Origin of the sequence: Trebonia kvetii, from assembly GCF_007827045.1 — a bacterium.
Taxonomy (GTDB): Bacteria; Actinomycetota; Actinomycetes; order Streptosporangiales; family Streptosporangiaceae; genus Trebonia; species Trebonia kvetii.
The window spans coordinates 143,556-169,106 of sequence record NZ_RPFW01000004.1 but is presented as its reverse complement, the minus strand read 5'-3'; the positions used below and the strand labels follow the sequence as shown (position 1 = coordinate 169,106).

The 25,551-nt window shown below is 68.6% G+C and carries 28 protein-coding genes and 1 pseudogene; 10 read left to right on the top strand and 19 right to left on the bottom strand.

What is annotated here, in order from left to right; translation table 11 throughout:
* From EAS64_RS20760 to EAS64_RS20705, 15 genes and pseudogenes are all read right to left on the bottom strand, one after another.
* Complete coding sequence (locus EAS64_RS20760; RefSeq protein WP_222849477.1) at positions 1-693, bottom strand: hypothetical protein; 693 nt, start codon at positions 691-693, stop codon at positions 1-3.
* A gap of 338 nt (positions 694-1,031) precedes the next feature.
* Entirely contained in the window at positions 1,032-1,253 is a 222-nt protein-coding gene (locus EAS64_RS46790) for a CoA-binding protein (RefSeq protein ID WP_281283292.1), read from the bottom strand.
* A 20-nt stretch (positions 1,254-1,273) separates the two neighbouring features.
* Positions 1,274-1,477: pseudogene (locus tag EAS64_RS47535) on the bottom strand (CoA-binding protein); the annotation flags it as partial.
* Between the two features lie 46 nt (positions 1,478-1,523).
* Positions 1,524-1,982, bottom strand: a complete 459-nt coding sequence (locus EAS64_RS20750) for an SRPBCC family protein (RefSeq protein WP_145855174.1) — start codon at positions 1,980-1,982, stop codon at positions 1,524-1,526.
* Positions 1,979-2,632: a hypothetical protein gene (locus EAS64_RS20745; RefSeq protein WP_145855173.1), complete on the bottom strand. Its 654-nt coding sequence runs from the start codon at positions 2,630-2,632 to the stop codon at positions 1,979-1,981. Before EAS64_RS20745 ends, EAS64_RS20750 begins: the two co-directional genes overlap by 4 nt.
* Before the next feature lie 617 nt (positions 2,633-3,249).
* Positions 3,250-4,002 carry a hypothetical protein gene (locus EAS64_RS20740; protein ID WP_145855171.1) on the bottom strand — a complete coding sequence of 251 codons (753 nt, stop codon included), beginning with the start codon at positions 4,000-4,002 and terminating at the stop codon, positions 3,250-3,252.
* A 150-nt stretch (positions 4,003-4,152) separates the two neighbouring features.
* Positions 4,153-4,485, bottom strand: a complete 333-nt coding sequence (locus EAS64_RS20735) for a phospholipase (protein ID WP_145855169.1) — start codon at positions 4,483-4,485, stop codon at positions 4,153-4,155.
* A gap of 8 nt (positions 4,486-4,493) precedes the next feature.
* Positions 4,494-5,858: a DUF4331 domain-containing protein gene (locus EAS64_RS20730; protein ID WP_145855167.1), complete on the bottom strand. Its 1,365-nt coding sequence runs from the start codon at positions 5,856-5,858 to the stop codon at positions 4,494-4,496.
* A gap of 45 nt (positions 5,859-5,903) precedes the next feature.
* Positions 5,904-6,239, bottom strand: coding sequence for a hypothetical protein (locus EAS64_RS20725; protein WP_222849475.1), 336 nt, complete (start codon positions 6,237-6,239; stop codon positions 5,904-5,906).
* Positions 6,240-6,621: 382 nt separating this feature from the next.
* Positions 6,622-6,795, bottom strand: coding sequence for a hypothetical protein (locus EAS64_RS43700; RefSeq protein WP_187366068.1), 174 nt, complete (start codon positions 6,793-6,795; stop codon positions 6,622-6,624).
* A 773-nt stretch (positions 6,796-7,568) separates the two neighbouring features.
* A complete protein-coding gene (locus EAS64_RS47530; protein ID WP_145855165.1) occupies positions 7,569-8,261 on the bottom strand; it encodes an ATP-binding cassette domain-containing protein in 693 nt (230 codons plus the stop codon).
* The gene (locus EAS64_RS20715) at positions 8,258-8,956 is read right to left on the bottom strand and encodes an ABC transporter ATP-binding protein (RefSeq protein ID WP_145855163.1); all 699 of its coding nucleotides are present in this window, start codon (positions 8,954-8,956) and stop codon (positions 8,258-8,260) included. Before EAS64_RS20715 ends, EAS64_RS47530 begins: the two co-directional genes overlap by 4 nt.
* Positions 8,953-12,135, bottom strand: coding sequence for an ABC transporter permease (locus EAS64_RS20710; RefSeq protein WP_145855161.1), 3,183 nt, complete (start codon positions 12,133-12,135; stop codon positions 8,953-8,955). The genes EAS64_RS20715 and EAS64_RS20710 overlap by 4 nt, the downstream gene beginning before the upstream one ends.
* 336 nt (positions 12,136-12,471) lie before the next feature.
* On the bottom strand, positions 12,472-12,732 hold the full coding sequence (locus EAS64_RS47525) for a DUF5615 family PIN-like protein (protein WP_187366153.1): 261 nt from the start codon (positions 12,730-12,732) through the stop codon (positions 12,472-12,474).
* Positions 12,733-13,217: 485 nt separating this feature from the next.
* Entirely contained in the window at positions 13,218-13,892 is a 675-nt protein-coding gene (locus tag EAS64_RS20705) for a TetR/AcrR family transcriptional regulator (RefSeq protein ID WP_187366067.1), read from the bottom strand.
* Positions 13,893-14,004: 112 nt separating this feature from the next.
* Here EAS64_RS20705 and EAS64_RS20700 point away from each other — a divergent pair, with 112 nt between their 5' ends.
* The 4 genes from EAS64_RS20700 to EAS64_RS20685 are packed head-to-tail and all read left to right on the top strand — an operon-like array spanning position 14,005 to position 17,052.
* On the top strand, positions 14,005-14,442 hold the full coding sequence (locus tag EAS64_RS20700; protein ID WP_145855158.1) for a nuclear transport factor 2 family protein: 438 nt from the start codon (positions 14,005-14,007) through the stop codon (positions 14,440-14,442).
* A complete protein-coding gene (locus EAS64_RS20695; protein ID WP_145855155.1) occupies positions 14,439-15,356 on the top strand; it encodes an SDR family oxidoreductase in 918 nt (305 codons plus the stop codon). The genes EAS64_RS20700 and EAS64_RS20695 overlap by 4 nt, the downstream gene beginning before the upstream one ends.
* Positions 15,353-15,880 (top strand): hypothetical protein, encoded by a 528-nt coding sequence (locus tag EAS64_RS20690; protein WP_145855153.1) that lies wholly within the window; start codon positions 15,353-15,355, stop codon positions 15,878-15,880. Before EAS64_RS20695 ends, EAS64_RS20690 begins: the two co-directional genes overlap by 4 nt.
* A 5-nt stretch (positions 15,881-15,885) precedes the next feature.
* On the top strand, positions 15,886-17,052 hold the full coding sequence (locus tag EAS64_RS20685) for a helix-turn-helix transcriptional regulator (RefSeq protein WP_145855152.1): 1,167 nt from the start codon (positions 15,886-15,888) through the stop codon (positions 17,050-17,052).
* Here EAS64_RS20685 and EAS64_RS44885 read toward each other — a convergent pair.
* The 3 genes from EAS64_RS44885 to EAS64_RS20675 all read right to left on the bottom strand — a co-directional run bounded on the left by EAS64_RS44885 (position 17,012) and on the right by EAS64_RS20675 (position 18,448).
* Entirely contained in the window at positions 17,012-17,221 is a 210-nt protein-coding gene (locus EAS64_RS44885) for a P-type ATPase actuator domain-containing protein (RefSeq protein ID WP_222849474.1), read from the bottom strand. The two genes, EAS64_RS20685 and EAS64_RS44885, sit on opposite strands and share 41 nt — an antisense overlap.
* A 176-nt stretch (positions 17,222-17,397) precedes the next feature.
* Positions 17,398-17,634: a cation-transporting P-type ATPase gene (locus tag EAS64_RS44880; RefSeq protein ID WP_222849473.1), complete on the bottom strand. Its 237-nt coding sequence runs from the start codon at positions 17,632-17,634 to the stop codon at positions 17,398-17,400.
* A 37-nt stretch (positions 17,635-17,671) separates the two neighbouring features.
* On the bottom strand, positions 17,672-18,448 hold the full coding sequence (locus EAS64_RS20675) for an AMIN-like domain-containing (lipo)protein (protein WP_145855150.1): 777 nt from the start codon (positions 18,446-18,448) through the stop codon (positions 17,672-17,674).
* 336 nt (positions 18,449-18,784) lie between these two features.
* Between EAS64_RS20675 and EAS64_RS20670 the strand changes: the two genes are divergently transcribed.
* Together EAS64_RS20670 and EAS64_RS20665 are read left to right on the top strand one after the other, a co-directional pair.
* Positions 18,785-19,387 (top strand): YdhR family protein, encoded by a 603-nt coding sequence (locus tag EAS64_RS20670; protein ID WP_222849472.1) that lies wholly within the window; start codon positions 18,785-18,787, stop codon positions 19,385-19,387.
* Positions 19,363-20,946: an FAD-dependent monooxygenase gene (locus tag EAS64_RS20665; RefSeq protein WP_145855149.1), complete on the top strand. Its 1,584-nt coding sequence runs from the start codon at positions 19,363-19,365 to the stop codon at positions 20,944-20,946. The genes EAS64_RS20670 and EAS64_RS20665 overlap by 25 nt, the downstream gene beginning before the upstream one ends.
* Positions 20,947-21,072: 126 nt before the next feature.
* Here the strand turns inward: EAS64_RS20665 and EAS64_RS20660 are convergent, their stop codons facing one another.
* A complete protein-coding gene (locus EAS64_RS20660) occupies positions 21,073-22,053 on the bottom strand; it encodes an alpha/beta hydrolase (protein WP_145855147.1) in 981 nt (326 codons plus the stop codon).
* A gap of 300 nt (positions 22,054-22,353) precedes the next feature.
* Between EAS64_RS20660 and EAS64_RS20655 the strand changes: the two genes are divergently transcribed.
* The 4 genes from EAS64_RS20655 (at position 22,354) to EAS64_RS20640 (ending at position 25,409) form a co-directional block, all read left to right on the top strand.
* Positions 22,354-22,785, top strand: coding sequence for a hypothetical protein (locus EAS64_RS20655; protein ID WP_145855145.1), 432 nt, complete (start codon positions 22,354-22,356; stop codon positions 22,783-22,785).
* A gap of 244 nt (positions 22,786-23,029) precedes the next feature.
* Positions 23,030-23,371 (top strand): hypothetical protein, encoded by a 342-nt coding sequence (locus EAS64_RS20650; RefSeq protein WP_145855143.1) that lies wholly within the window; start codon positions 23,030-23,032, stop codon positions 23,369-23,371.
* Between the two features lie 3 nt (positions 23,372-23,374).
* A complete protein-coding gene (locus tag EAS64_RS20645; protein WP_145855141.1) occupies positions 23,375-24,187 on the top strand; it encodes a beta propeller repeat protein in 813 nt (270 codons plus the stop codon).
* A 31-nt stretch (positions 24,188-24,218) separates the two neighbouring features.
* Positions 24,219-25,409: a hypothetical protein gene (locus EAS64_RS20640; protein WP_145855139.1), complete on the top strand. Its 1,191-nt coding sequence runs from the start codon at positions 24,219-24,221 to the stop codon at positions 25,407-25,409.
* Positions 25,410-25,551 lie beyond the last annotated feature (142 nt).

Here is a 25,551-nt window from a genome sequence, read left to right as displayed (position 1 = left end):
TTACCTCCCGATTCGGCCGGCCGGCCGGGCAGCCGGGCCGGCTTCCCCGGCGAGCGACTCGGCCCGTGTCTTGATTCCCCGGAGCATCCGGCGGAGCATGGCGAAGTCGCCGAATTCCAGCAGGACGACGCCGAGCAGAGCGGTCAGCGGGTGGTGCTGCCAGTCGTAGACGGCGCGGATGCGGGTGATCAGCCGGGTCCCGCTGGCGCCGGCGGGCGAGAGTCGCCACGCCCAGGTGCTGTCCGGCTTCGTCCAGAGCAGCCACGCGTTTTCCTCGAACGAGTGCACCTTGAACGCGGTGCGGTCGGTCGGCGTGGCGGCCGGGGACATCGGCACCCAGTTTCCGACCTGCAGGTCGTGCAGTTCGGGCAGGATCGTCGTGGCGCTGGGGTGGCCCAGGTTGTCGAGCAGGTCGTTGCTGTAGAACCCGGCGCGCAGGCAGCCGACCTGCACCAGCCACGGCCAGACCGCGTGCGGCGTGGCGTCGATGGTGATCGCGCGGGTGGACCGGTACTGGGCGCGGGGAAGGAGCGCGTCCCCGGGCAGAGCCGCGGCGATCTCGGCCGGCGTGGCGCCCCAGCGCAGGTGCCAGCGGCGGTACAGCGGCGCGGTCATGAAGGCCGGGACATCGTGGGCGACATTGCCAAGTTCAGCGGCGATTTGCCGCCAGGTCGGCCTGGCAGCTGCAGTCATGACAGCCACCTCCCCGAGTCTCGGGCCGTTCTGGGTGCGGTTCCAGCGTGATCACGGCCAGTGCCCTCGGCTAGTGCCAAACGTCCCGTTCGCGCAGGGCCGATCGGCGAGTTCGACTGTGCTGGGTATCCGCAGCGGGATGCGATTACCTGCGGCTCTGAGTCTCGGCCCGGCTTTCACCGCCGGATCGGTTTGTGGTGTCGAACGGCCCGATATTCCGCTGTTCCACCACCTGGCGCCGCCCGCGCAGTCGGCCTGGAACGGGCCAGCGCCGGCGCCCTCACCGCCACCGGCGCCCTAGCCGCCGCGCGCCCGGCACGCCTTCGCGCCGGGACCTGTCATTTCACGCGCCGTGGCACGTTGCCGGTCAGGGTGAACATGAACCGCATCGCCTTGTGGCCGGGGTCGGCGGTGGGGCCGAACATGCACGGGCACCCGTCCTCGATCACGGTGATGCCGTGCTGGCGGCCGTACTCGGCGGCCGGCTGCGACACGCTTCCCGCGCCGGGCCCCCGGTGCATCCAGACACGCCTGATGCCCAGGTCGGCGCACTCGCGCATGGTCGCCCGGCCGCCTGCGGCCTGGTTCCGATCACCACCCAGTCGACGCCGGCGGGCACGGACGTCAGGTCGTGATAGCAGGGGTCGCCCTCGACCTGGTCGGCGCTGGGGTTCACCGCGAAAACCTCATAGCTGCGCTGCCGCAGCCGCTGGTACACCACATTGCTGCCGTGCCCCTGCGGGTTGCGCGACACTCCGGTGACGGCGACCCGCTTGCCCGCCAGAAACTCGGCCGTCGCCTGCTAAATCGGCTGCATCTCACTCCTCCTGCTACTCGGGTACGGTTCCCGGCACCGCGTGGGCTTCTTCCAGCCGGGCCTTGATGTTGTCCAGGTCGCGCTGGAACATCGGCTGCTCGCGGCGGCGCACCAGCGGCGCCGCCAGCTTCAGCAGGCCATGCAGTTCCATCTCCACCCGCATGACCAGGCGGGAGCCGTCCGCGGTGGGCAGCACCCGCCAGCCGCCGCTTGCGGTCAGGGCACGTGACTTGCCGGTCAAGGACCATGTACTGGGGCGCTCATACCGAGTGCACTCCATGACCATGGGCGGGCCCTTGACAAACTCGGCCGCATACCGGGTTCCGGCACCGATCGGCCCTTCGGTGAGCTTCTCGATGCGGGTCATCATCGGGTTCCACTGCGGCTCGTGCATGTGGTCGCTGCAGTAGTCGAAGACCTCCTCCGGCGGCCGGTTGATGTCCACCTCCGCCTCGACGACAACTGGGCTCATCGTGCTATGCCCCCCGTCTTCGTCTTATGCGCCTCGGCTGCGAAGGCACTGGCGTAATGCGTCTCGGCGCGGCGCTTGATCCCGGTCAGCATCTTGCGGCTCTGGATAAAGTCAGCCGGCTCGAAAAAGGCGCCCATGACGGCGCGGCCCAGCGGAGGCGCGGAGAGGCGAACCCGATACAGCAGCCGGGTGCGCTCGCCGTCCTGCACCGGCCTGAGTTGCAGGCACATCGAGCAGTGGCCGAACTTCGGCCAGACGCCCTGCTTGACCACCCACTGCGTCTTCGGGTACTGGAACGCCAGGACCAGGTGCCGGCCGGGTCCGAGCTCCCGGACCGCGAAACCCTCCTCGCCGATCACCTGCCCGATCTCCAGGTGCTGGAACTCGGGCAAGATCGCCTCCGCGCTCGGGATGTCATCGTTGTCGAACAGGTCATATGCGTACCACCCGGCCCGGTGGTAGCCGATCTGCACGATCCACGGCCAGACGGCTTCAGCAGGCGCGGCGATGGTCACCGCGCGGGTGACCGCGAACTGCGGCCCGGGAACCTCCTCGTCTCCGGGCATCGCACCCGCGACCTCGCCGTCAGTCGCGCCCCACCTCGCCATCCGCGGCCGGGCCAGCCGCACATACCCGCAGGCCACAAGCATGAGACCAGCACTTCGCAGAACTCGCTTCCGCGCGATCCGGTCGTACCCCATGGCGCTCGCCTCTCATCTCGCAGATGGAATTCGCCACGCTGACGTCACCGTTGACCAGTAGCGCGGCAGCATCGGAAGCGAGAGCGCCTGCGCAGCCGCCTCAGCGCATTCACCTCGCTAGCAGCCGCTTTATACTGCTGGCCCCGAGCCTGAACTGCTCCGCGGAGTGTGACAAGAGCCGAAGGTCCCAACCTGCCATCTGTGTCACCAAGATCGATGCCGAGCTGAACCTTGCCGACCATGCGATCCCCCGCCGCCGGCGTGCTCGCTCAGCCGGCGCGACCGGTACGCCATAACGGGGTGATCCGCGCCGCCTGAGCCCTCTGCTGGGTTACTACCACAGAGCCCGGAATCGGCGGTATGGAGCGCGCCATGCTCGTGGTCGAGGTTGTCAGACCTGAGTTGGCTCACGATCCGGGGTTCGCGACTGGCTCATCGTGCTGACCTGCGGGCTTGCGGTGCTATGAAGGCAGACTCGCACTAGCGAAGTGGCGCGGCCTGGCCGGATGTCCCGGCGAGTGCGCGGTGAAGGCTAGGTCCTGCGTGCCGGGCGTCCTCGGGCCTGGCTATCCTCCCTGGTTGGCGAGCTTGAAGTAGGTCCCAAGCCAGGGCACCCGCGGCCGGGAAAGCGACCCCGAAGGTCGCGGCAGTTCCGGGCCACGCTGACTGGCTGACCCGCTGTGAGGTGAAGCCCGCCCGCCAACCCGGACGACCCCGGCCTGCCCCCATGAGGTCCACGGCGCGCGGCCGCGAACCGAAGCCGACACGTACCGTCCCTCAGCCCGCAGTTCGCTTTGCAAGATTCCCGTCCGCACCCATCGCAGGCGGGTGCCCGGCAGCCCGCCGCAGGCCAGCCAGGCGTCCGCGTTCCCGTGGGCCGGGCCGGTGACGGCGGGCGCGTCGCGGTCTCCCTGGGCCAGCTGCGCAGGGCGCGCCTGGGCAGCGGAGTACACGGCGGCCGGCCCGGCGTCCGCAGGGCGCTCGGAAAAGTCCCAGGCGTGCAGTTCGCGCCACGGGTCGTTCTCCAGCCGGGCCCGGTCCCGGTCGTCGTCGCAGCGGCGCAGCTGCCCCAGCAGCCATTGCACGGGCCTCACTTCATAGGTGAGCGGCCGCTGTTGCCGGCGGCGCAGTTGCGGGAGGAGGATGACCGGCACCTGTTCCGGAAGCCGCAGGGTGGCGTTCGCGACCAGGCCTCCCACAGGCCGGCCGGCGTCCATCGCATCGGCAACGCGAAGGAGCAGCTCATCCACGTCAGAGGCGAGATAACCAGGGCCCATGGGCAGGGCCAGCCTGCGCAGCCCGTCCCCATTCACCCGCATCCGCCCGCAATCATCTGCACAGCCGCATTCTGCCGCCTCCACCAAGCCATCAACCACATCCACATACCTGCAGGTGCGCACTAATTTGAGTCAGGTCGTTAGGTACAGAGTCAGCTGCTGGTGGCGGCCTGATGGCTGGGGAGGTCGGGATCAGGGTGGCGGGGAATAGCCGGGCCACCGGGCCGTGGTTACCTGGCCGCCTTGGATGGTGATGGTCGCGACGGGGGTAGTCGCGTCATCCCATACCGTGTAGGTTCCGGCCGCGAGCTGTGGGTACACGGCCGCGTACTGCGTGCCTCTGCCTGTCGTCCGGGGACGGACCAGGGAATGGGTCCGCCCCACGGCTGGGCCGCCGAGGGGGCTGACCTCGATTTCCCGGCCGTCCAGCTGCGGCGGCGTGTGCAGGACCAGGGCGCCCACGCCAGGCCCCAGTTCCAGTACGACGGTGCCGGGGCGGGACGGGGCGGGAAGATGCTCGTGCACGATAGCCGTCAGGCCGCGGGATGGTCGTAGCCGTCGTAGGGGACGCCGAGATAGGGGAACACGTCCAGGTAGGGCGTTCCCAGGTCGGCGGGCGTCAGCCCGTCGGTCAGCAGCCCGGCCGCCGCGTCGGGAGTGAAGGACTTGTCGACTAGCGGCACGGTGACGCCGGCCAGCGCCCTCAACTCGATCGACACGACGTCGTCGAAGACCCGCCGCCCGTTCGGGAACCCGGCCGCGTCCCCGCCGAGCAGGCCGAAGATGCTTGGCTTGACGGCGGGCTGGATGGAAGTGTTCAGCCGCAGCAAGTCGGCCTGGACCGGGCCGGTGAAGTTGGTGAACCCGGCGATGATCCCTTGCGGGATGCCGGTCAGCAAGATGGCCTCAATGTCGGCGCGCGGCGTGTTGGCCGCGTCCAGCGCGGCCAGGTGCGGGAAGACCCCCGGGTACAGCGCGGGTAGCAGCGCGGCGACTTCGGGGTGCGCGAAGTAGGCCGCGAATTGCTTGTCATGCGATGGGTGGCGGGTGTTCCAGAAGTCCTTCTTGCCGAGTGGGATGATCACCTCGTTGACCAGCGGGTTGCCCAGCCGTGAGACCTGGGTGAAGGGTCCGCTGCGGAAATGGCAGCCGCTGTCGTCGTCCACGCGAACCCGCTGCCGGCTGGCGGTGGTCCACACGCCGATGACCGGCCGGCCCTTGGCCGTGACCCGCGAGATGGGAACCTGCAGGGCGATCGAGTGCACGTTCAGGAACTTGGGCGTGTTGACGCCGGGTGCCGCCTTGAATCCGAGTGCCTTGGCGTAGACCTGCAGGTTCTGGAAGGGCCGGAGGTCCAGAAGATCGAAGATCGACCCCAGGTCGACGTAGAACCCCTCGGCTCGCTGGCCAGCGAACACGGTGCTGCCGTCTGACAGCCGGTGTACCGCAGGCTCGGCCAGCGCCGCGGCGTACTGAGGAGTGGACAGCGGGCCGATGTTGCACGGCGGGCAGATCAGCCCGTTGCCTAGCTCATGGCAGCCGCTGCTGTCGATTCGGGTGACCGAATAAGTCTGCCGGCGGTTCCACGCCGGGCTGGTGAGCGACGTGATGGGCGCGGTGTTGTACAAGAAGGTGTCGGGGTCCGGCAGCTGAGTCTGGAACCGGAACTGGTAGCTGATATCGGGCTCGGCATGGCCCTGGGTGTCGATGTGGATTTCATACAGCACGTCGTCGCCGAACTCGAAGAAGTTCGGACCGCCCGCCGGACCCTGCAGCGGGACGTAATTGGCGATCAGCGTTACGGTGTCCGGCTTGTCCGGGCTCACGAATGCGTATACGTCGGTACTGTCGGCCACCGGATCCTTGGATATCTCCGGCGCCTCGCGATGCGATGACATGAATGCCTCTCAAAAATCTCAAACGACGAAGGACGGCGGGATGGCTCAGCGGGCGGCCTGGAGCAGGCGCGCCGCCAGTTGCGTGTCACGCACGCGCGTGCAGGTGGTGCCGGCGAACACATCCATTTCGCCGGTGGCGGCGTCCCGGACATGCACCACGACCTGCTCGGATCCTTCCGCGGGGGCCGCTCCCGCTATGCGGGCAGGCGCGGCTGAGCGGCGGCCGGCGGCAGTCGGCAGCGCCGCGCCGGACAGTGCAGCCATGGCGATGCCCGCTGCACCGGCCGTGGCGGCACCCTTCAGCAGCGAGCGCCGCGAATGTCCTGGCGGCTCCAACTCGAGGTCGCTTGACGACGATCCTGCACCATTCGAACCTGTCATGGTAATCCCTTCTGGAGGCGGCCACTCCCCTAACCCCTCAGGACCAGCCGATCCCGGCTTTTGGCGTAAATCGCTGATCTCCCACAGCGCGATGAAGACCGCAGCACTTACCCTGGCAGCTCCTTAACCGCTCCCGCAAGCCCTCTCCTCTTGAATTTCTAAATTCACTCGTGCCATTATGCGGAAATTGGCTCTAGGGGATTATGTCAGCTTATATGCGCAACCCTGCTCTTTGGTTTACGTACGCAGGAACTGCCAAGTTTCGGTGTAACTTCTCAGTTATTACCCCTGATTAGGTGAGCCGGACGAAACAAAAGGGTCCTCCAGCTCATAAGCGAACCAATCTGCTCGGGACGGGTAATAAACCGGCTTGCCGTTCGGTTCACCGAGCTTTCAGCTCGGGGGCCGGTGGCTCAGCTCGGTTGCCGAACCAGCGAAGGAGGCGAAAAGCGCGTTCGCTCAGAATCTTGCTGCCGAACAGTGCGACTGCGATCACCGTGATCGCCATCAGGACTTCGGCGATGGCGATGATCTCACCGAGCAGAGAATCGAGCATGCCGATCCCCAAGGGAGTGCCCAACGAGGCGGCCCCGGTGACGGCGGACCGCCAAGGCCCGCGTTCGCGCTCAGGTGCTGATGCACTGGCATGTGAACTGACGAGGCCGGCGCTGTCGCCACGGCCAGCCTGTCCTCTGGCATACAGGACAGAAGCGTGAAGGACGCCCACCCAACCGTCGTCCGCCACATAGGCCGCAGTCAGGCTAGGAACGCAACGACTCCGAGCTTTCGCTCGGCTGAACGGTCAAAAGCAACAGCGACACTCCCGGCCCCGCGAGCCCCAGTAACTAGTGACCGACGGTGATTCCGCTCACTCGGACGCAGACAAGAACAGACAGAGTTTGATCTTCCTGGTCATCTTGCTGAAGCGCCAGTTGAGGGCACGGGACGTTTACATGGAGCCGTCCTCGTGGCAGAAGATCAGGTTGGTTCTTGCCAGCTCTTGCCTTCCGCCGAGCGCTCGCGATCCTGGATAGCCTTGTGCGTCTCTAGGGCGGAGATGGCGCGCTTCGGCAGGACCAGGGAGCGCTTCGATCTCGGAGTCTTGGTATCGCCGGACCTGCTGGCACTTCGCCAGACATCAACCACTCCCCTGTCGAGCTTGATCTGGCCCCACCCCGCGGCAGTGAAGCTGATGGTCGTGGAGTTTCGGTTTCCTCGACTAGCGATGGTCTTGCTGGCGACGAGCCGCAGGTCAGGGTGGAGCGCCCGCAGCGAAGTGAGGGCGCGCCCGGGAGACAGGACCCCGATGACGGCTTGTCACGGCTCGTCCTAGGGGTGGAGGTGGCCGTCGGTGAGGTGGAGGACCTGGTGGCAGCGTTCAGCGATGTCGGGGTCGTGGGTGGCGATGACGACGATGCCTCCGCGGCGTGCGACGGCGAGGATGAGCTCGAGCGCTTGCTGTTTGGCCGTGTGGTCGAGTTCGGCTGCGAATTCGTCGGCGAGCAGGATGTCGGGTTCGGCGATGAGGGCGCGCGCGATGGCGACGCGTTGCTGTTGGCCTCCGGACAGTTCCTCGACGAGGTGGTCGGCGTTGCGGCTGAGTCCGACGCGCCCGAGCATGTCTCCCGTGTTGCGACGTATGTCGGCTCGGGTGAGCCTGCCGACGGCGAGGTGCGGTTGGAGCGCGATTTCGATGTTTTCCGCGGCGGTGAGCAGGTTGGCCAGACCGTAGGCCTGCAGGACGAACCCGAGTCGGGCGGTGGGTGGGTGGCGGCGGACGGTGCCCGCGTCGGGGCGCTCGAGCCCGCCGAGGAGCGCGAGGAGGCTGGATTTGCCGCTGCCGGACGGGCCGGTGACGGCGGTGACCTGGCCGGGAGACGCCAGGAACGAGACGTGATCGAGCAGGGTGCGCCCGGCGCGGTGGTAGCAGACGTCGGTGGCGACCAGGGGGCCTAGTGGTGGCTCCCGGGAGCCCAGCGCCGGGGCTGTGCCCTCCGGGGGTCGGGCGTGGGGTCCGGTCATGCTGCGGTGTCTTCGGTGATACGGCCCTCGTGCAGCTGGATGGTGCGGTCGAGGCCGACGGCGACTAGTGGGTCGTGGGTGACGGCGATGACCGTGGCTGCGAGGTGTGTGCTGATGTGGCGGAGGAGTTCGACGACACGGTCGCGGTTGGCGGCGTCGAGCTGGCTTGTGGGTTCGTCGGCGATCAACACGCCGGGACGGTTGGCCGCGGCGACGGCGAGGGCGATGCGTTGCCGCTCGCCGCCACTGAGACGATCGACGGGAATGCCGGCCAGCGGGGCCAGCCCAAGTTCGTCGAGGAGCTGTTCGGGGTTGGGAAGCTGGGTTTGGCGGCGGTAGCTGCGCGGACCACGCTGGGCGAAGCGGATGTTGTCGACTGCGTCGGCGTATGGGAGCAGGTTGCGACTCGGGTTCTGCATTGCGACGCCGACCTGCTCGGCGCGGATCCGCAGTAGCGCGGTCTCGGGCAGCCGGCTGATCTCCTCCTCGCCGAGGTAGACGCGGCCGGAGGTGGGCCGCTGCAGCCCGGCAAGGAGGGCGACCAGGGTGGATTTGCCGGACCCGGACGGTCCGATGATTGCGTTGCTGCTGCCAGGGGTGAGGGTCAGGTCGATGGTGTCTAGCGCGATCAGCTGCCCGCCGTCCATCTGGTAGACGTGCCGGAGCTGCTGGCAGCGCACCGGCTGTGCGTTCATTCCTCCGCCTCGCGAAGTCGGGTGGGGACGGCCGCGTGCAGCACGGCCGCGGCGGCGATCAGGCCGGTGAGAACTACCAGGACGACGAACGCAGCGGCGAACGTGATCAGCGGGACAGTGGGGAGCTGGTAATGCAGGACGATTGGGGTGGTGTCGGCGAACTGGGGGATGACCGGCAGTGCGAGGCGAGCGGCGAGGGCTCCGGCCGGCAGCCCCAGGATGACGGCGGCGCCGAGAAGCATCACCTGCTCGATCATCGCGCCGCCATACAACGCGCCGCGGGGTACCCCGACCACCCGCAGGGCGGCGGTCTCGTGGGAGCGTCGCCGGGCGCTGGCGGTGATTGCGATGGCGGTGCCGCCGACTGCGACTACCGAGCCGATGATCGCGCACGCCAGCAGCAGGAACAGCGACAGCGCGGGCGCCTGTCGGCCCAGCTGGATGATGCGTGATTGGGTGGTGTTCTCGTGTTGCAGGGTGAGCCCGGCCGCACGGAGCCGGGCGATCGCGTCCGGTGGCGCGTGGGGTCCGAGCCAGATCATCCAGTTGGCCTCGGCGTCGAAGCCGGGCAGCACGGCGCGCACGAAGGGCAGGTTGGCGATCAGCCCGCTGTCGAGCACGACGGGCAGCACCCGGGCCCACTGCCTGACGGTGAACGTCGCGACCGTGCTGAATCCGTCAACCATCTCTGGTGGGTCTGGTGTCAGGGCGCCGCTGGTGACGCCTGCGCTCGTGGCCACCACCGGCAACGGCTGGGGGGCGAACGCGTAACTGATGCCGCCATACCCGCTGCTGCTCTGGTAGTCGTCACGCAACCCGTGAGGCGTGGCCCGCAGCGTATCCGTGCTGTCACTGAACTCGGGTCCAGCGCGCCACGCCCCAGGCTGGGTCAGCGACGCGTTGACCGGAACCCAGCGCGCATGCTGGTACCACCCGACGCTCTGCACGGTCAGCGTGCCGGTCATCGCGCCGAACGAGTTCGGCCGGTTCCAGGCCAGCCCGAGCAGCGTGCAGCCGCCCGCACAGTCCAGCTTCGCGGTGTAGGTGTGGGTTCCGGGCCGCAGCGTGCCCGCGGCCACCGTCAGGAACGGGTCGGCTGGGCTGCGGAGGACGAACTGGACGAACGGCGGGACGCCGCGCATCCCCGACGCGCTGATCACCACCCGCATCATCGTTGCGGTGGTGATCAGTGGCGCGACCGTGGACGCACCGATCATGTCCGCGATCCGCTGTGAACTCGGTCCGCCGCTCGCCGGGTAGCCCAGCCGGGCCATCCGGCTGGCATCGACGGCGAGCACTGTGCCAACGACTGACTCGCCGCCGTCGGGCAGCCAGGTCGCGGCCGCCATCGCCCACCGACCGTCGGGGTCGGCCCGCGCGATCGCGGCCACGGGGTCCACCCCGCGCTCAAACTGCACCGCGACCACCCGCTGCGCACCCAGCTCGGCCTGGGCTCGCGCGTCCCGGTTCCCCGCCGCGACCGCCTCACCGTTCACCCCGAAGCTCGCCAACCCGACTGCCACCGCCAGCATCGCCGCCAGCCGCAGCCCCGCCGGGCGTCGCGCCACCTGCCGGGCCGCGAGGAACAACCCGATCCGGCCCGACGCCCGCGTGGGACGCAGCAGCGTCCGAGCCAGCAGCGGCAGCAGCCGGGTGCCCAACAGCGCCACCGCCATTACCAGCAGCCCGGGTACCAGCAGTGCCGCGACAGCGGTCCTGTGGGCGGAGCCGGTGAGCAGCACCACGAGCCCCGCGACCGCGGCCGCCGACACCGCCACGTCGATCACCAGTCCGACCCGTGACGCGCGCGGCGACCGTGTCGTGCGGCGCCACTGTGCCAGAACGCTGCGGGTCAGGGTCCGATAGCAGGCGGCGATCAAGGCCAGAACGCCGCCGGCGAATCCGCCGGCCAACGCCGCCGCCGCCGGCCAGGTCAGGACAACCGGGGTGTGCGGAGCGAGTACGGCGCTCGAGAACAGCCGGGCCGCCAGCCAGCCAAGCCCCAACCCGATCGGGGCCGCGACCACGAGCAGGACCAACGGCTCACCGACAGCGAACCACGCCGTCCGCCACGGCCGCAGACCGCGCAGCTTCGCCAGCGCGATCTCGCTGCCGCGCGACTCGACCGCGTCGCTCACCACCTCAAACAGCACCAACCACGCCAACAGCGCCAGCTGCACAGTCACCAGCAGCGTGCCGCGATCGACCAGGTCGCGTTGATGAGCGGCCGCGTCGAGCACCTTCCCCAGATCAGTCGACATCAGCACATTGACAGGCTCACCCGGGCAGCTGGTCGTGCACGACCTCGCCTCGCTGTTGTACTGCCGCAACCCGGCCACGTCACGGCGCAGCCCAGGCACGTCGTCCAGACGGATCGCAGCAGGATCCAGCGGGTAATCCCACAGCAGCTTGGCCTGCGCCCCCGCCGGCAGCGCGCCCGACTCCGCCTGGTCGACGAACACCGCATCGACCGTGTCCGGGCCGTCAACAGCGATGGATGCCCTGAAATAGTTGTGCCCGAACCAGAAAACCTCCTGCGGGTCGCGCGGCACGTACGTCCCCACGATCCGCGCCGTCACGCCGGCCGCGAACGAGACCCGGCCACCCAACCGCCACCCATAGTAACCATTGACCGTGCGCTGACTGACCAGCACCTGCCCAGCCCCGCCCGGGCAATGCCCGGACACGATGATCAAATGGGCACACGCGCCGGCGCGCCACACCATGCCCACCCGCACAGAATGTCCGGCTGCCGCGTGCGCCGAGGTCTCGACATAGATCGACCCGATCCGCGTGGGATAACCCCGCACCGCCCCCGGTGCCAAAGTCATCGACTCGGCCCGCGCGAAATGGGACACCGGCGAGGCCAACTCGAAACCGTACGGGATGTCCTGAAACTCCAGGCCCGTCGCCGGACCCGCCTGGGTCAACTCGTCCCGCAGCGTCGACTCACCCGCCGCCCGCGCATACAACGGTCCCAACACCGCGGCGCCCATCACCACCGCGCCAACTGCCAGCACCGCGCCCGACAAACCCCGGCGCCACCACAACCCCCGAACCAGCAGCCGACTACGTCGACGCGAGCGACCCATCCCCATCGATCTAGCGGTGAGGGGCCAGCGCGGTGAGGAACGGCCCTCCATGCCCGACGAGCGGCGCATCCCCGCCGCGCCCAGCAAGCTCGTGGATCTGAATGTGGGCTGACGCAGCACCCCAGCGCCGCCGAGCGGTGCGCGACGGCGATCGAGGGCGGGGGTCCATGGGCAGCTAGGCTAGCTTGGGCGGCCTGGGGATTGTCAAGACCGGCAGTGACCGCACCAAGAGCGAGGCCAAGGCCAAGCTCAGAGGGGCTGCGTGACTACGAGGACGGCCTGGCGATCGCGCCGTCCGGCCACAGAGTGAAAGACGCCATCGGGGAGTGGTCGGCTCCTGCTCGCTGAAGCGGCGTTCGCGAACAGGTCAGTCAGCGGGGACAATCGGCAGCGACCGGATCCTCATTCGGCCTCGCGCTATGGTTACGACCGCACCCGCTTCCAGGTCCTCTGCCACCGCCGGCAGGTTCGCCGCCAGCAGAGCTGCCCGCTCGTCTGGCTTAAGCCGGTCCGCGGACCGGAAAGGACGACCGAAGGCCGCGTTGACCCGCGGCTGGCTGCCATCAGTTCACCGAAATCGCTGTCAGCGGAGACGATCACCAGGGCGCTGGCAGCCGCGTACTCGAGGATGCGCCTGTCGGCTGCGGTCAGCAGGCCTACATCGCAGACGTGAACCGACTCCAGCCCGGCCTAGCTCAGAGCGGCGGCAACGCTCGGCGACAGGTTGGCGTCGATGAGGAGACGCGCGACGCTATGCCGGCTGGGCTAGCGGCAACTCACGTTCCTGCAGGACGGCCTCAGATTCCGGCGGACCGAGTGCGACGACGTCAGACTGACGTAACGCTCTGACCTGCAGGAACCAGGCCTCCTCGGACTCCATCAGACGAAATTGCGGTGCATGGCATGCAGAAGGTCAGGGGTTCGAATCCCCTTAGCTCCACGTAGTTCTAGAGTCCGGGACGGTCCTCGGGAGCCGAAACGGGAGTGAACCGCTTGGCTATCGGCTAGGCGGTTTTCTTGTTTCCGAAGGTGGTGTTCATGCCGGTCGCGCCCATCGAGATCACGGGCTTGAGCTAATGCCGGTAGAGGACTTGTGGCCCACGGTTTCGCTGATCCCTTGGATCGGTACGCCGAATCCGCATTCGGCTAGGACGGCTCGCCTAGTCCGGCTAGATCCTGTCATCATGCGCGGTGCCGTCGCCGCTGTCGTGCCCCAGCAGGGCGTCGACGAGGGACTCACCGACAAACTCGCCGTAGCGATCGGGTGACCAGCCCCGGCTGACGACAAGCAGGCCGTAGAGCTCGGGCGAGCTGTAAGTCCACATGATCTCGGCGGCCTCCTGGACCGACAGGCCGGGGCGCAACCGGGTCTTGCCGGCCAGGATTTCGGCGACCTGGGTCATCCGAGCCAGGCGGGCGGCGTCGAGACCGGCACGCAACTGGGCTACCTCGCTGTCGGTCTCGGCTGCCCTGGCGAGCAGAAGGAGCAGCGGAGCGATGCGCGGCGCCACCTCGGCGGTGAGCGTGCCGAGCCGGCGCAGCATCCGGCTCGGGTCGGACTGGCTGGCCTGCATGGCGTCTGAGCGCTGTTCAGCGGGCACCGGTCCGGCGCCGACAAGGGCGTTCTGGCACATTGCCTTAAGGAGTCCGGCCTTGCCGCCGAAGGACTTGTAGATGGTGTCCGCCGACGCGCCGGCGTCGGCGGCGATCGACGCGATTGTCGTCGTCGCGTATCCGTCGTGCAGGAAACGGCGACGGGCGGCGGCGATGATCGCCTCCCGGGTCAGCCGCGCCTGTTCCCGCCGTCGGCTCGCGTCGTAGCGGCGGCGGTTGACAGGCTCCACATTTGACTCCATAGTGATAGAACGAATCCAGTTTACTGGATCAGATTAGACGATCAGCTTGCTGACGGCAACGCCGTCAGCGCCACAGCTGCCGTCTCAGCTCGGAGGCGTCATGCCGGAGCCCGGCAGTAGGACAGAACCAGACGCGGTGCTGCGGAGGTTGCAGGACGCGACGAACGCACACGACATCGAAGCGATCTGCGCGTGCTTTGCACCCGACTACCGCAACGAGACACCAGTGCACCCGGCACGCGGCTTCACCGGCAGCGAGCAGGTACGCCGAAACTGGGCGCAGATCCTCACCTCGATCCCCGACCTCACCGCCGAAGTCGTCGAGTGTGCGGTGTCCGGCGAAACGGTGTGGAGCGAGTGGGAGCACCGCGGGACCCGTCCGGACGGCACCCCGCACCTGATGCGCGGCGTGATCGTTTTTACCGTCAAGGAGGGACTGATCGCCTCGGCGCGGTTCTACCTGGAACCAGTCGATGAGGGCGATACGGATGTCGACGCCGCGGTCCAGGGTCAGGTCCGACCCGGGACAACGTCATGACCGGACGGGTGGTCGTGGCCGGGGGTACGGGCCGGCTTGGCACGCTCGTCGTCCTCGGACTGGCTGCGCGCGGAACGGAGGTATGCGTGCTGACGCGCGACCCGCATCGCGCAGTCCACCTGGCCGCCGACCACGTCGAGGTGGTCACCTGTGATGTGCGTGACCGGACCAGCACGACAGCGGCAGTCGCAGGAGCCGGGGTCGTGGTCTCAGCGGTCCAGGGCCTTGCTGGACCGGGAGACGGCTCACCCTCGACGGTCGACAGGGACGGCAATATGCACCTGATCCAGGCCGCTCGCGCTGCTGGGGCCCGGGTAGTGCTGATGTCGGTCGCAGGTGCCGCACCCGACAGCCCGTTCGAGTTGTTCCGGATGAAATACGCCGCAGAAACCTACCTGGCCGCCAGCGGCGTGCCCGCCACCATCGTGCGGGCAACCGCCTTTCTCGAGTTGTGGATCGACCTGCTCGCCGGCACCGCTGGACGATCCAGCCGCCCGTTGGTCTTCGGTCGCGGACGAAACCCCATCAACTTCCTCTCGGTGCGCGATGTCGCCGCACTCGTCGAACGCGTCGTCACTGAACAAGAGCCCCACGGCGGCACGCTCGAGATCGGCGGACCTGACACCCTCACATTGACCGACCTGGCCCGGATGGTCGCCGCGAGCCGCGGCGGGTCAAGGGAGCCCCGGCATGTGCCGCGGCCCGCGCTGCACGTCATGGCCGCCACCGTCGGGCAGCTCCGACCCGGCTTGGGCAGACAGACACGAGCCGCACTCGCGATGGACCGCTACGACCTGACATTCCGCGACAGGCCCAACGCGCGGGACACGTTCACCAGCCTGCCCTGCACCTCGGTCACCGAACTCCTGCACGCGGCCGGGCCAGCCGGTGAACAAATTTCTGTAGCTGGTTGACGGACTGGGCCACGGCCTGGCAGCGCCTGCGTCCGCTATTGGCCATCTCCTTTTTGGAATCTCGAGGCCAACGCATTTCCCGGTACATCGCGGTTGCCCTCGACGACCTTCGTCCGGAACCTCCCAGGATTCTGGGAGGGTTTTCCGGCACGACCCCTGTGATGCTTGCGGTGAAGGACGAAGAAGGCAAAGAAAGAAGGAGAACCAGCATGTTTGCACGAACGTCAACATGGTCCGGGTCACCGGAGGCATTGCAGAAGTGGGCCGACAACTCTGTCAGCACGGTCAAAGGCTTCGTCGAGGGCTTGCCAGGGAACGCCGGCGTGGTGTTTCTGGTCGACCGCGACGGCGGCACCGCGCTGACGATGACGCTGTGGGACAGCGACGATGCAGCGAAGGCGACCGATCGGTTCGCCGAGCAGAGCCGCGCGGCGACGGTCGCGGCGACCGGCACAGAGCTGATCGCCAGGGGCAGCTACGAAGTTGTGGCCCGCAGCGAGACTCAGGGCAACGGCAGGAGATGAGAAGCATGCTCACCGGTCCGGTCGCCGATAACCTCGTCGAGTCGGTGGCGTCGGCCTGCAGATCCGGGCTGGACGCCGAAGAGCTGCGGGCCGCGATCCTGCCGCGGCTGCGGAAGGCCGTGCCGATCGACGCGCTGTGGTGGGCATCCGCGGACCCGGCCACGCTGCTTTTCACCCGGTCCTACCGCGAGGAACTGCCTGAGGACTCGGGCCCCTACTTTGTCGAGAACGAGTTCCTGGTCCAGGACGTCAACAAATGGACTGACCTGGCCGGAGATCCGGCAGGCGTTCGCACATTAATGCAGGCCACCGACGGCCAGCCGACTAGGAGCGACCGTTACCGTGACATCTTCGCGCCGCTCGGACTGCACGACGAACTCCGCGCGGTGCTGCGGGTCCGTGACTCCTGCTGGGGCTACATCTGCCTGCATCGCGAGGGGCCACAGGTGTTCTCGCCGGGCGAGGCGCGGATTGTGCAGCGCCTCGCCCCGCACCTGGCCGAGGGCCTGCGGCTGGGCCTGCTACGCCAGGCCTGCGACCTGGAAGACGCGACGGACGGCCCTGGCCTGGTCATCCTCGCAGCAGACGGCGCAGTAGCCGGGATGAACGATGCCGCCAGCCAGTGGCTGGAGGAGCTAGGCGGCCACGCAGACGGTTCGGATCTTCCGATCGAGATCAAGGCGCTGGCCGTCAGGCTCCGTCACCTGCCCGCCGCCGAGCCGGTCATGCCGCGCCTGCGGGTGCACACCAGAAGCGGCCGCTGGGCCGTCCTGCACGCCTTCTGGGTGACCTCCCAGGCCGAGAAGACGATCACAGTGATCATTCAGGAAGCCGCCCCGGCCGAGATCGCACCGCTCATCATGGCTGCTTACGGCCTGACCGATCGCGAGCGGACCATATCCGCCCTCGTCTGCCAGGGCATGTCGACCCGCCAGATCGCAGGCCGGCTGCACCTGACCGCAGACACCGTGCAGGATCATCTGAAATCGGTGTTCGACCGGACGGGCGTGCACAGCCGAGGCCAACTGGTCGCCGCGATCCTCCAGCGCGACTATCTGCCGCATCTCATCGCAGGCGACCCACTCAGCCCATCCGGCGCCTTCGATTCGCCAGGCCGCCTGGCCGGTGCAGCTAGCGGACGATCAGGACGGGTCGGTCGGCCAGGTGGATGACCTTATGCGCGGTGCTGCCGACGACCAGTATCGCCGTGCCCCCAGCTGCCGCCGCCTTCTCCACCGGCACGGACTCGCCCGTCAGGGCAGACTCGTCCACCAGCAACGCCGCCGCCTCCACCACGGCGGCATCGGCGGACACGATATCGCCCTCGGCAAGCACCAGCACGTCCCCGGCCACCACCCAGCGGCGGAAATCACCACCTGCTCGCCGTCACGCAGCACGCGCGCCTCCGGCGCGGTCATCTCCGACAGCGCGGCTATGGCCTGGCCGGCCTTCACCTCCTGAATGACACCCGCCGCCGTGTTCACCACTATCACTAGCAGGATGACCCCCGCGTCCGTCTAGTCTCCGGTCGCGATCGTCAGCGCCGCTGCGACAATCAGCACAACCACCAGCGGGTCGCGCACCTCGCCCGCGACCAGTTGCCAGACGGATGCCCGGCGAGCAGGAGGCAGCTCATTCGGCCCGTCGCGGGTCAGCCGCTCCGCGGCCTCCGCAGCGGAGAGCCCCCCGTCAGGCAACGCAGCGAGAGGACTGCCGCCGCGGCCCCCGGCCAGCGGACCGGGACGCTCGTTCATGGCCGGATAATGCCGCGGCGTGGTGCAGAGTCAGAGGCTAACGTCCCGGGTTACCTGCGTCGATGTCAATCGCCACGGTGTGGCGGTGCTGGCCGCTGGCGGTGACCGTCTCCACCTCGTAGGCGCGGACCGCGAACTGCGGGTTGGATTGCAGGACCGGCCTGATGATGCCGATGCCATAGGTGAGTACACCCTCGAAGTCGCCGGCCTGGGCGTAATCGGCCATCCGCTGATAGCCGATGCGCGGAGCAGGCTGGGAGATGATCGACGAGTGCGTTCCGTCGGCGGTGTGCGCCTGGGCCTGGGTGAATACGATCTCCAGCACGTCCTGGCCGTCGAGTCGGATGACCTTACCGCCGGGGTCGCTGACCAGCTTGCCGGCGAACTCGAACCGATAGCTGGGGAAGGCGGTCGTGAAGGTGAACGAAATCCGTTCGAACGGCCGCTCGCCGGACTCGGCCGGGTGACTGCCCACGCTGATCTGGACTAGCTCCGGAACCGGCGGCACCGCGGGGCTGTGGGTGACGCGCCCGGGCGCCGCGACGTCGTTCGGCCAGTGCCACGGGTACGCAAGCCAGGATGACAGAACCTGGGCGGACGAACCCGCCGAGGGAGCGCCCGAACTCGGCTGGCCGGGCGTCGCGGCTTGGCTAGGCACCGCAGCACGGCTGGGTGCGGCCGGAGAGGTGCTGGCGGACGGCGCGGGCGGCGCGGGCCGGCCTGGCTGACCGCCGCAGGCGGCGAGCATCGCCAGCAGGACAGCGGCGAATGTGGTGCTCACCGCGGCGGCAACGGTAGTGAGCGGGGGTTTCATGGCAGCCTCCGGGGCCGAGGAATGGCTCGAATGGCCACTCCTCCCCACTCCAGCTTCACGTGGGCCGACGTGGAGCGGTAGGTAAGAACGACGGGAACAACCAGGGGCGATCGTCCCGCAAGGCCTGGCTGATGGGAAGGAGATGACCAAGGTCGGGTCGGCTCCGGGCCATACGCCCCTCGTCCGCGGGCAGCCGGGCGCTGATTCTCGATATAGGGGCGCACGGTGCCACCGGGTCCGTTCTTGCCGCGGCAACCGCTGACATGCGGCTCCGCGTGGAGTCGTTCCGAGGGCGCCCGGTTCGAATCGCGGATATCAGCTCGTGAGGTGAGGCAAATGGACGGCTCGACCCGGTCGCCCGGCTGCGGGACTGTGGTGGCTGAGCGGCCGCCGCTTGCCTATCCGGCAGCACTGCAGGCGCTGGCTGGCTGTTTCGCGAACGTTGTGCGCCTGCTAGGACAGCGCCGGCTTCACCTGCCCAGGGGCCGGGTGGGGATGCGGCTGCGCTTTACGGACGGCACCTCCGCGCGGGTGTACCGGGAGACCGTCGTGGACCGGGGCCCGACACTTGACCCGTGCGTGCTCATCGTGGAGTTCCGCCTGCGGGCGGTGCGCGGCCGCGGGCACGCGGCCTTCCGCGTGGAAAGCATGCTCAATACCCCGCTGTTCGCCGGCTTTCCCGGCTTCGTTTCGAAGCTGTGGCTGGCCCACGACGAGCGCGGCCGGTATCGGGGCGTGTATGAGTGGGACGGGCCGCGCCGCGCTGAGAACTACGCCAGGGCGCTGTGGCGGGTACTCGCGCTGGTGTCGGTGCGAGGATCGATCCACTACGTGGTCCTGCCCGGGCTTGACCGCGACATGCTGCTTGTCAGGCCGGGCACGCTGGCCGGCAAGGCCGAGGATGAGGCAGCCTGGTGGCGCCTGGCCCAAGCCGCGTAAAAGAGCGGGCGGACATCCTGGTAACCGGCGCTGGCCCGGCCGGGCTGGCTCTGGCCTTGCAGGCCCATGACCACGGTGCCGTCGTCCGGGTCATCGACCGGAGACCGGAGGCCGTCCGGCCCTCACGCGCGCTGATCCTGCATCCCCGCACCCTTGAGGTGCTGCGCCCGCTCGGGGTAACGCAAGCGCTGCTTGCCCGGGCGGACATCGCGCCCAGGGCGGATCTGCAACTTGGCTCACGTGTCGTCCGGGTCACGCTGGCTGACCTCGCCCTGCCAGACACCGCATTCCCCCACCTGTCGCTGATCCGGCAGATGGACGTTGAGCAGGTGCTTGCCGAGGCCCTGGCCGACCGCGGGATCCAGGTAGAGCGCGGCACGGAGCTAGCCGAGGTTCGCGACGGGCCCCAGTGGGTGCGGACCATCCTGGGTTCGCCGGCCGGCAGCGAGCAGGCCCTGTTCAGCTTCGTGGCCGGCTGCGATGGGCCGGCCAGTACGGTGCGAGCCCAGGCGGGCATCGGCTGGCCCGGGCGGCAGTACCCCGTTGAGATCATCCTGGCCGACGCCGAGCTGGACGGTGATCTTGCCGAAGGCGCCGTCCGGGTCGTGGCCGGGCACCGGGGGTTGCTGTTCGCGTTCCGCCTCGGCGAGCAGGCACCCTGGCGGCTGCTCGCTACCCGGCCCGCCGCCGGGGACCCGCTGCCGCCCGGGCAGCTTGGCCCCCCGGTTCCCGCCGCTGAGCTCCAGGCACTGATGGACGAGGCGAATTTCGGCGCGCAGATCACCGGCCTCGCCTGGTCCTCGCGCATCGGGGTGCAGCTCCGCGTGGCCAGCAGATTCCGCCAGGGCCGACTCTTCCTGGCCGGGGATGCCGCCCATGCCTACTCCCCGGCGACCGGTCAGGGAATGAACGCCGCCATCCAGGACGCGGCCAACCTCGGCTGGAAGCTCGCGTTCGCAGTAGCCCGGCCGCCCGGCGGGCCGCTGCTTGACTCCTACGAGCTGGAACGCCGGCCGGTGGCGCGCCAGGTCGCGGCCATGACGAACCTGGCCTTCTGGGCCGAAGCCGGCACCGGGCCCGTCGCGTCCGCGATCCGCGAGCGCCTCGCGCCGCTCGCCGCCCCCGTCGTGCCTGCGCTGACCGGACGACGCCGCCTGGTCGCCCAGGGGATCCGGCTGATTTCACAGCTGCGGGTAAGCCACCGCGACAGTCCCTTGTCCGTGGAGGGAACCCCGCGCCGTCATGGCGGGCCACGCGCCGGGGATCGGCTGCCCGACCAGCTGGTGAATTCAGCCGGGCGCAGCATCCGGCTGCACGAACTGCTCGCCAGGCCCGGTGTGCACATCCTCCTTGACCGCGACGCGGACCGGCCCGGCACGCTGCCACCGGGTCGGCTCATCGATGTTCACCGCCTCGCTAGCGTGCCCGGCCGCGGCCTGATCGCTGTGCGCCCCGACGGTTACATCGGCTTCCGCTGCCAGGCCACCGAGATCCGCCAGCTCACCGCCTGGCTCACCCGCCTCAGAACGTGTCAACCGGACGCCGAGGCAACCACCTGACGCACACTTCCCGGCCTGTTCCAGGCTCAGCCATCGGCAATTCGCCGGTAATGCACCGCCGCAGGTCAGGCCTACCTGCGGCGAGCTGTCGGTGACACGTGATGGTCGGCGTCTACGGTGGCCCGCTCATCGGTGATGGGGTTCGGGCAGGGCTGATGCCCAGTCAGTGACGGTGCGCGCGTACAGTCCGGGGTCCGAGCCGTGCATCGAGTGTGGCATCTGGGGAAACGAGCGGTACGTGAACGGCTGCCCGGCTGCTTCGACGAGTTGCCGCACGTACTGCGCCTGGTGGTCGGCGATAGCGCCGAGCAGGTGGCCGGTGGCGGGGTCGATGCGCCGGTAGTGATGGGTGAACAGGACCGGTACCCGGACGTTGGCCAGCATGGCCGCGTGATCGCATCCGGCGCTCACGCTGCCGGTGACGAAGGCCCGGGCCCATTCGGGGTCGTACTCCTTGAGGTTCTGCGGCGGCTCCGCGCCTGATGGCGGCGGCTGGGCGCCTGCCATCGCGGCGAGCCCGTCCAGCAGGACGGGCGGTACCTCGCGGAGCATCGCCCCCAGTGCGCCCGCCCAGTCGCCGACCGACCACTGGTCGCCGAGCCACTTGCTCCAGAGGGCGAACACCGGGCCCATGCCCTGGCGGATGGACGGGCCGCAAGCGGGCCTGGTCTCCGAGGCGAACAGCGGCGGGTCTTCGTATACCGCGCCATGGACCTGCCCGGGCTTGGCGTACGCCGACAGCCACGCAGCGAGCACGCCGCCCGAGGACAGGCCGCTGACCAATGCGGGGCGCCCGATGACAAGGTCGATGAACCGGACCAGGTCGCTGCCCATGTTGTCGAGCGTGTAGCGGCCCGGCGTCCACGAGGAGCGACCCTGGCCGCGCAGGTCGACCGCGTAGGCCTGGAAGTGCTCGGCCAGCAGCGGCAGTGCCTGCTCATACCCCCACCACGATTCCGTCTGCCCGGGCACCAGCAGGAGCGCCGGCCGGCCGGCGTCACCGGCCACCACATAGTTCATGCGGATCTCACCGAGGTCGGCGGTGTGCTCCTCGAAGCCGTGCGGCACGAAGGTGCCTGCCCGGTGCTCCGCGTCGATGCTGGTCATGGCTGCCGGCTCCTGTCAGGTGTCGTGGACGCGGGTCAATTCTCCCCCGACTGGCGCCTGACGACCTCCTTTGCCCTGGTGCCGTTCTCCGCAAACCGAGCATGCGCCAGCGAGCACGTGGAGCATCGACTACTGCGACGATCCCGGGGCTGGACGACGTTCGCGGAGACGCTGCCGGAACTGGCTTCTGAGGCTCGACGCGTCTAGGGCGTGCGCCTGATCGGTGAGAAAATGTCCGAGGTGATTATTGCGGGCATGCGGGAGCCGGGGGACCGTGCTGCGGGTGGAAAGGGTGCCGACATGCGCCGCAATTTGTCTTTCCTGCGGGTCACTTCGCTGGCCATCGCGCCTATGCTGCTCGGGGCGACCGCGTGGGCGGTCGGCTCCGTTCAGGTCGGCAGCACTCTGCGGACGCTTATCGCGCACTGGAACGGCCGGGTCTGGCGGCGGGTCCCGGCACCCGACCCGAAATACGGCGCGATCAACGCGGTAACCGCGACCTCGGCGAACAACGCCTGGGCGGTCGGACTGGACCAGGACCACATCGGCTTTACCGACATCGTGATCGAGCACTGGGCCGGGCAACGCTGGCGGCCAGTGAACAGCCCGCTTCAAGAGGGCCTGCTCGACGCGGTGGCGGCCACTTCCGCCGGGCACGCCTTGGCGGTCGGAACGCCGCAGCAGCTCGGTACCTCGCTGATCATTACCTGGAACGGGAAAGCCTGGCATTGACTTCTGATCGAAGAGGTCGGAATGCCGAACGAACCCACTATGACACTCAACGTCGCCTGAGCTCGAGCAGCGTCCCGGCTTGTGCCAAATAGCAAGCATCCGCGAGCACGCTTCTTGTCACCGCTCGAAATGCCGGGCCGTGCGAATAATCGGGCACTATACCCGCACTCTTTTATGGTCTATCTTCTGAATTGTCCTGGGGAGGGCTAGGCGATCACGGTCGCCTTGATGGGAGGACAGTCTGTTGCGCGTTTCTCGGCGTGCCCTTATCGCGGTCGCGGCGGCGGCCATCTCAATCGGCGTATCCAGTGTCCTCGCCACGCCGGCCTATCCGGCGGCGGGCGTTCCGCGGGTGGCGGTCCCGCCCGCCGCGACTGGTTATAGCACTGCCGGAGGCCTCACCGGGGCGGCTGCGGTCTCGAACAGCAACGCCTGGGCCGTCGGTTACGCGGGCAAGAGCTCCGCCCCGAAGATCCTCATGCTGCACTGGAACGGGAAGACGTGGTCGCGCGTCACCGGGCCGCGCGTGCTGACCGCGGCCGGACAGCTCAACGCCATCACGGTCGTTTCCGCGAAGAGCGCATGAGCCGTGGGCTCCACCGGGCTGATCGGGACGGGGAAGAACCACTCGCTGCTCCTGCACTGGAACGGCACGGCGTGGAGCCAGGTGACCAGCCCCGCCCCCGTGACGGGGGGAAGCCTCGCAGCCGTGACGGCGACGGCGAAGCGCGGCTGGGCGGTCGGCTACGTCAACACCGACCCCAACGCCCCGTTGTGCTGCGCGGGCACACCGCTGGTCTTCCGCTGGAACGGCACGAAATGGTCGCGGCTCGCCACCAAGCTAGGAAAGGGCGCCTACCTGAACGGAGTGGCCAGCACCGGGACTAACAGCGCATGGGCGATCGGCGGCCCGCTCGCGATGATCACCGGTGCCCTGGCGAAATGGAACGGCAGCGCATGGTCGTGGGCCAAGGACCCGGTGCAGGGGGCCTATCGCCCGTTCTACGCCATCGCTGCGGGGCCCGGCGGGACCGCGTTCGTTGTCGGTACCGACAACGACTTTCCCCTCGGGCCAGCGATCAGCGCGAGGTGGAACGGGAAGGCCTGGCGGCAGGTGAGCGTCAGCGCGCCGACCTCTTCCGGCCTCAACGGTGTCGCGTTCGCACCGGGCGGCACCGCGTGGGCGGCGGGAAGCTATCCCTCGGGCAGCCGCCTGCACACGCTGATCATGCGCTGGAATGGCAAGGCCTGGACGCGCGTCACCAGCCCTGGAGCTAGTGAACAACTCAACGGGCTGGCGTTCTCCGCTTCGAATTACGGATGGGCGGCCGGCAGCACCGCCTCGACCTCAGGATCGACCAAGAGCGTGATCCTGCACTGGAACGGCAAGGCCTGGGCCTGAGTCCGGCCGCGCCACAGGGAAGGGGAGCACAGTGCGCGCTTTTTCACTTGCCCGGATTGCGGTCGCGACATCCGGCATTTGCCTCACGCTGGCCGGGCTGGCGGCCGGCCCCGCGCGGGCGGGAGTAGCAGGCCCCGCCGCGACGACAGTGTCGCTGACGACCGCAGTCCCGCCGACGAAGGCAGTCCCGCCGACGAAGACCGCCTCGGTCGTGCGCCCGGCCGCCGCCTATTACAGCGTTCCCGGACGGCTAACAGGCGTCGCGGCTGCCTCGGCAAGCAACGCCTGGGCAGTGGGCCACACGGGATCGACCGGGTCGCCGAAGGTGCTCATGCTGCACTGGAACGGGAAGAAGTGGTCGCGTGTCACCAGCCCGGGGGTTCTCACCGGTGCTGGCGAACTCAACGCCGTCACGGTCGTCAATGCCAAGGACGCGTGGGCCGCGGGGTACACGGGCAGCCCGATTCTGGCAACCGAGCACACGCTGCTCCTGCACTGGAACGGCAGCGCATGGAAAGCGGTGACGCGTCCGGCACTCATCCCCGGCTTCCTCGACGCGGTGACGACCACGGCGACCGGCGGCTGGGCGGTGGGCGGCATCCCGAACGGCCATAACTGGCCGCACCCGCTGGCCCTGCGCCTGTCTGGCACGTCGTGGTCGCGGGTCCCCGTGCCGCTCGTCCTTGAAGTCACCGGCGTCGCGATCACCGGGACGCACTCTGCCTGGGCGATCGGCGCCACCGAGCAGCAATTCAAGTTCGCTCACTGGAACGGCCGCACCTGGACATGGGAGTTCTCGATCACGCCGGTCCAGGACACCTACATCCTCGGCGGCATCGCGGCCGGCCCGCGCGGGGCGGCGTTCACGGTCGGCTACGAGTTCCCCAATGGCGGACCCCAGGTACCGGTCAGCCTGAAGCTAGCCGGGTCGACCTGGAAGAAGGTACCGGTCAAGGCCCCGTCCAACGCGTTGCTCAACGCCATCTCCTTCGCACCGGGCGGCACCGCCTGGGCAGCCGGGTCAACCGGCCTGTCCACGCTGATCCTGCGATGGAACGGCAGCGCGTGGGTTCGCGTCGCCAGCCCGAGCCCCGGGTCGAACGACATGCTTGACGGCCTCGGCTTCTCGTCTGCGCGAGACGGCTGGGCTGTCGGGTCGTCGGGAGCAGACACCCTGATCCTGCACTGGAACGGCACCAGATTGGGTACCCCTCCCCGCTGATCCTTCGACTGGCGGCAGTGCGTGGTCGCGGCCCGGCACCACGTACGGCACCCATACGAACGGCAGCGCCTGGAAATAAGAGCTTTATCATCCCGAACGGGTTGGGGTGCCTGTCCCGGCCACAGCAGCTGCCAGTGGCGGG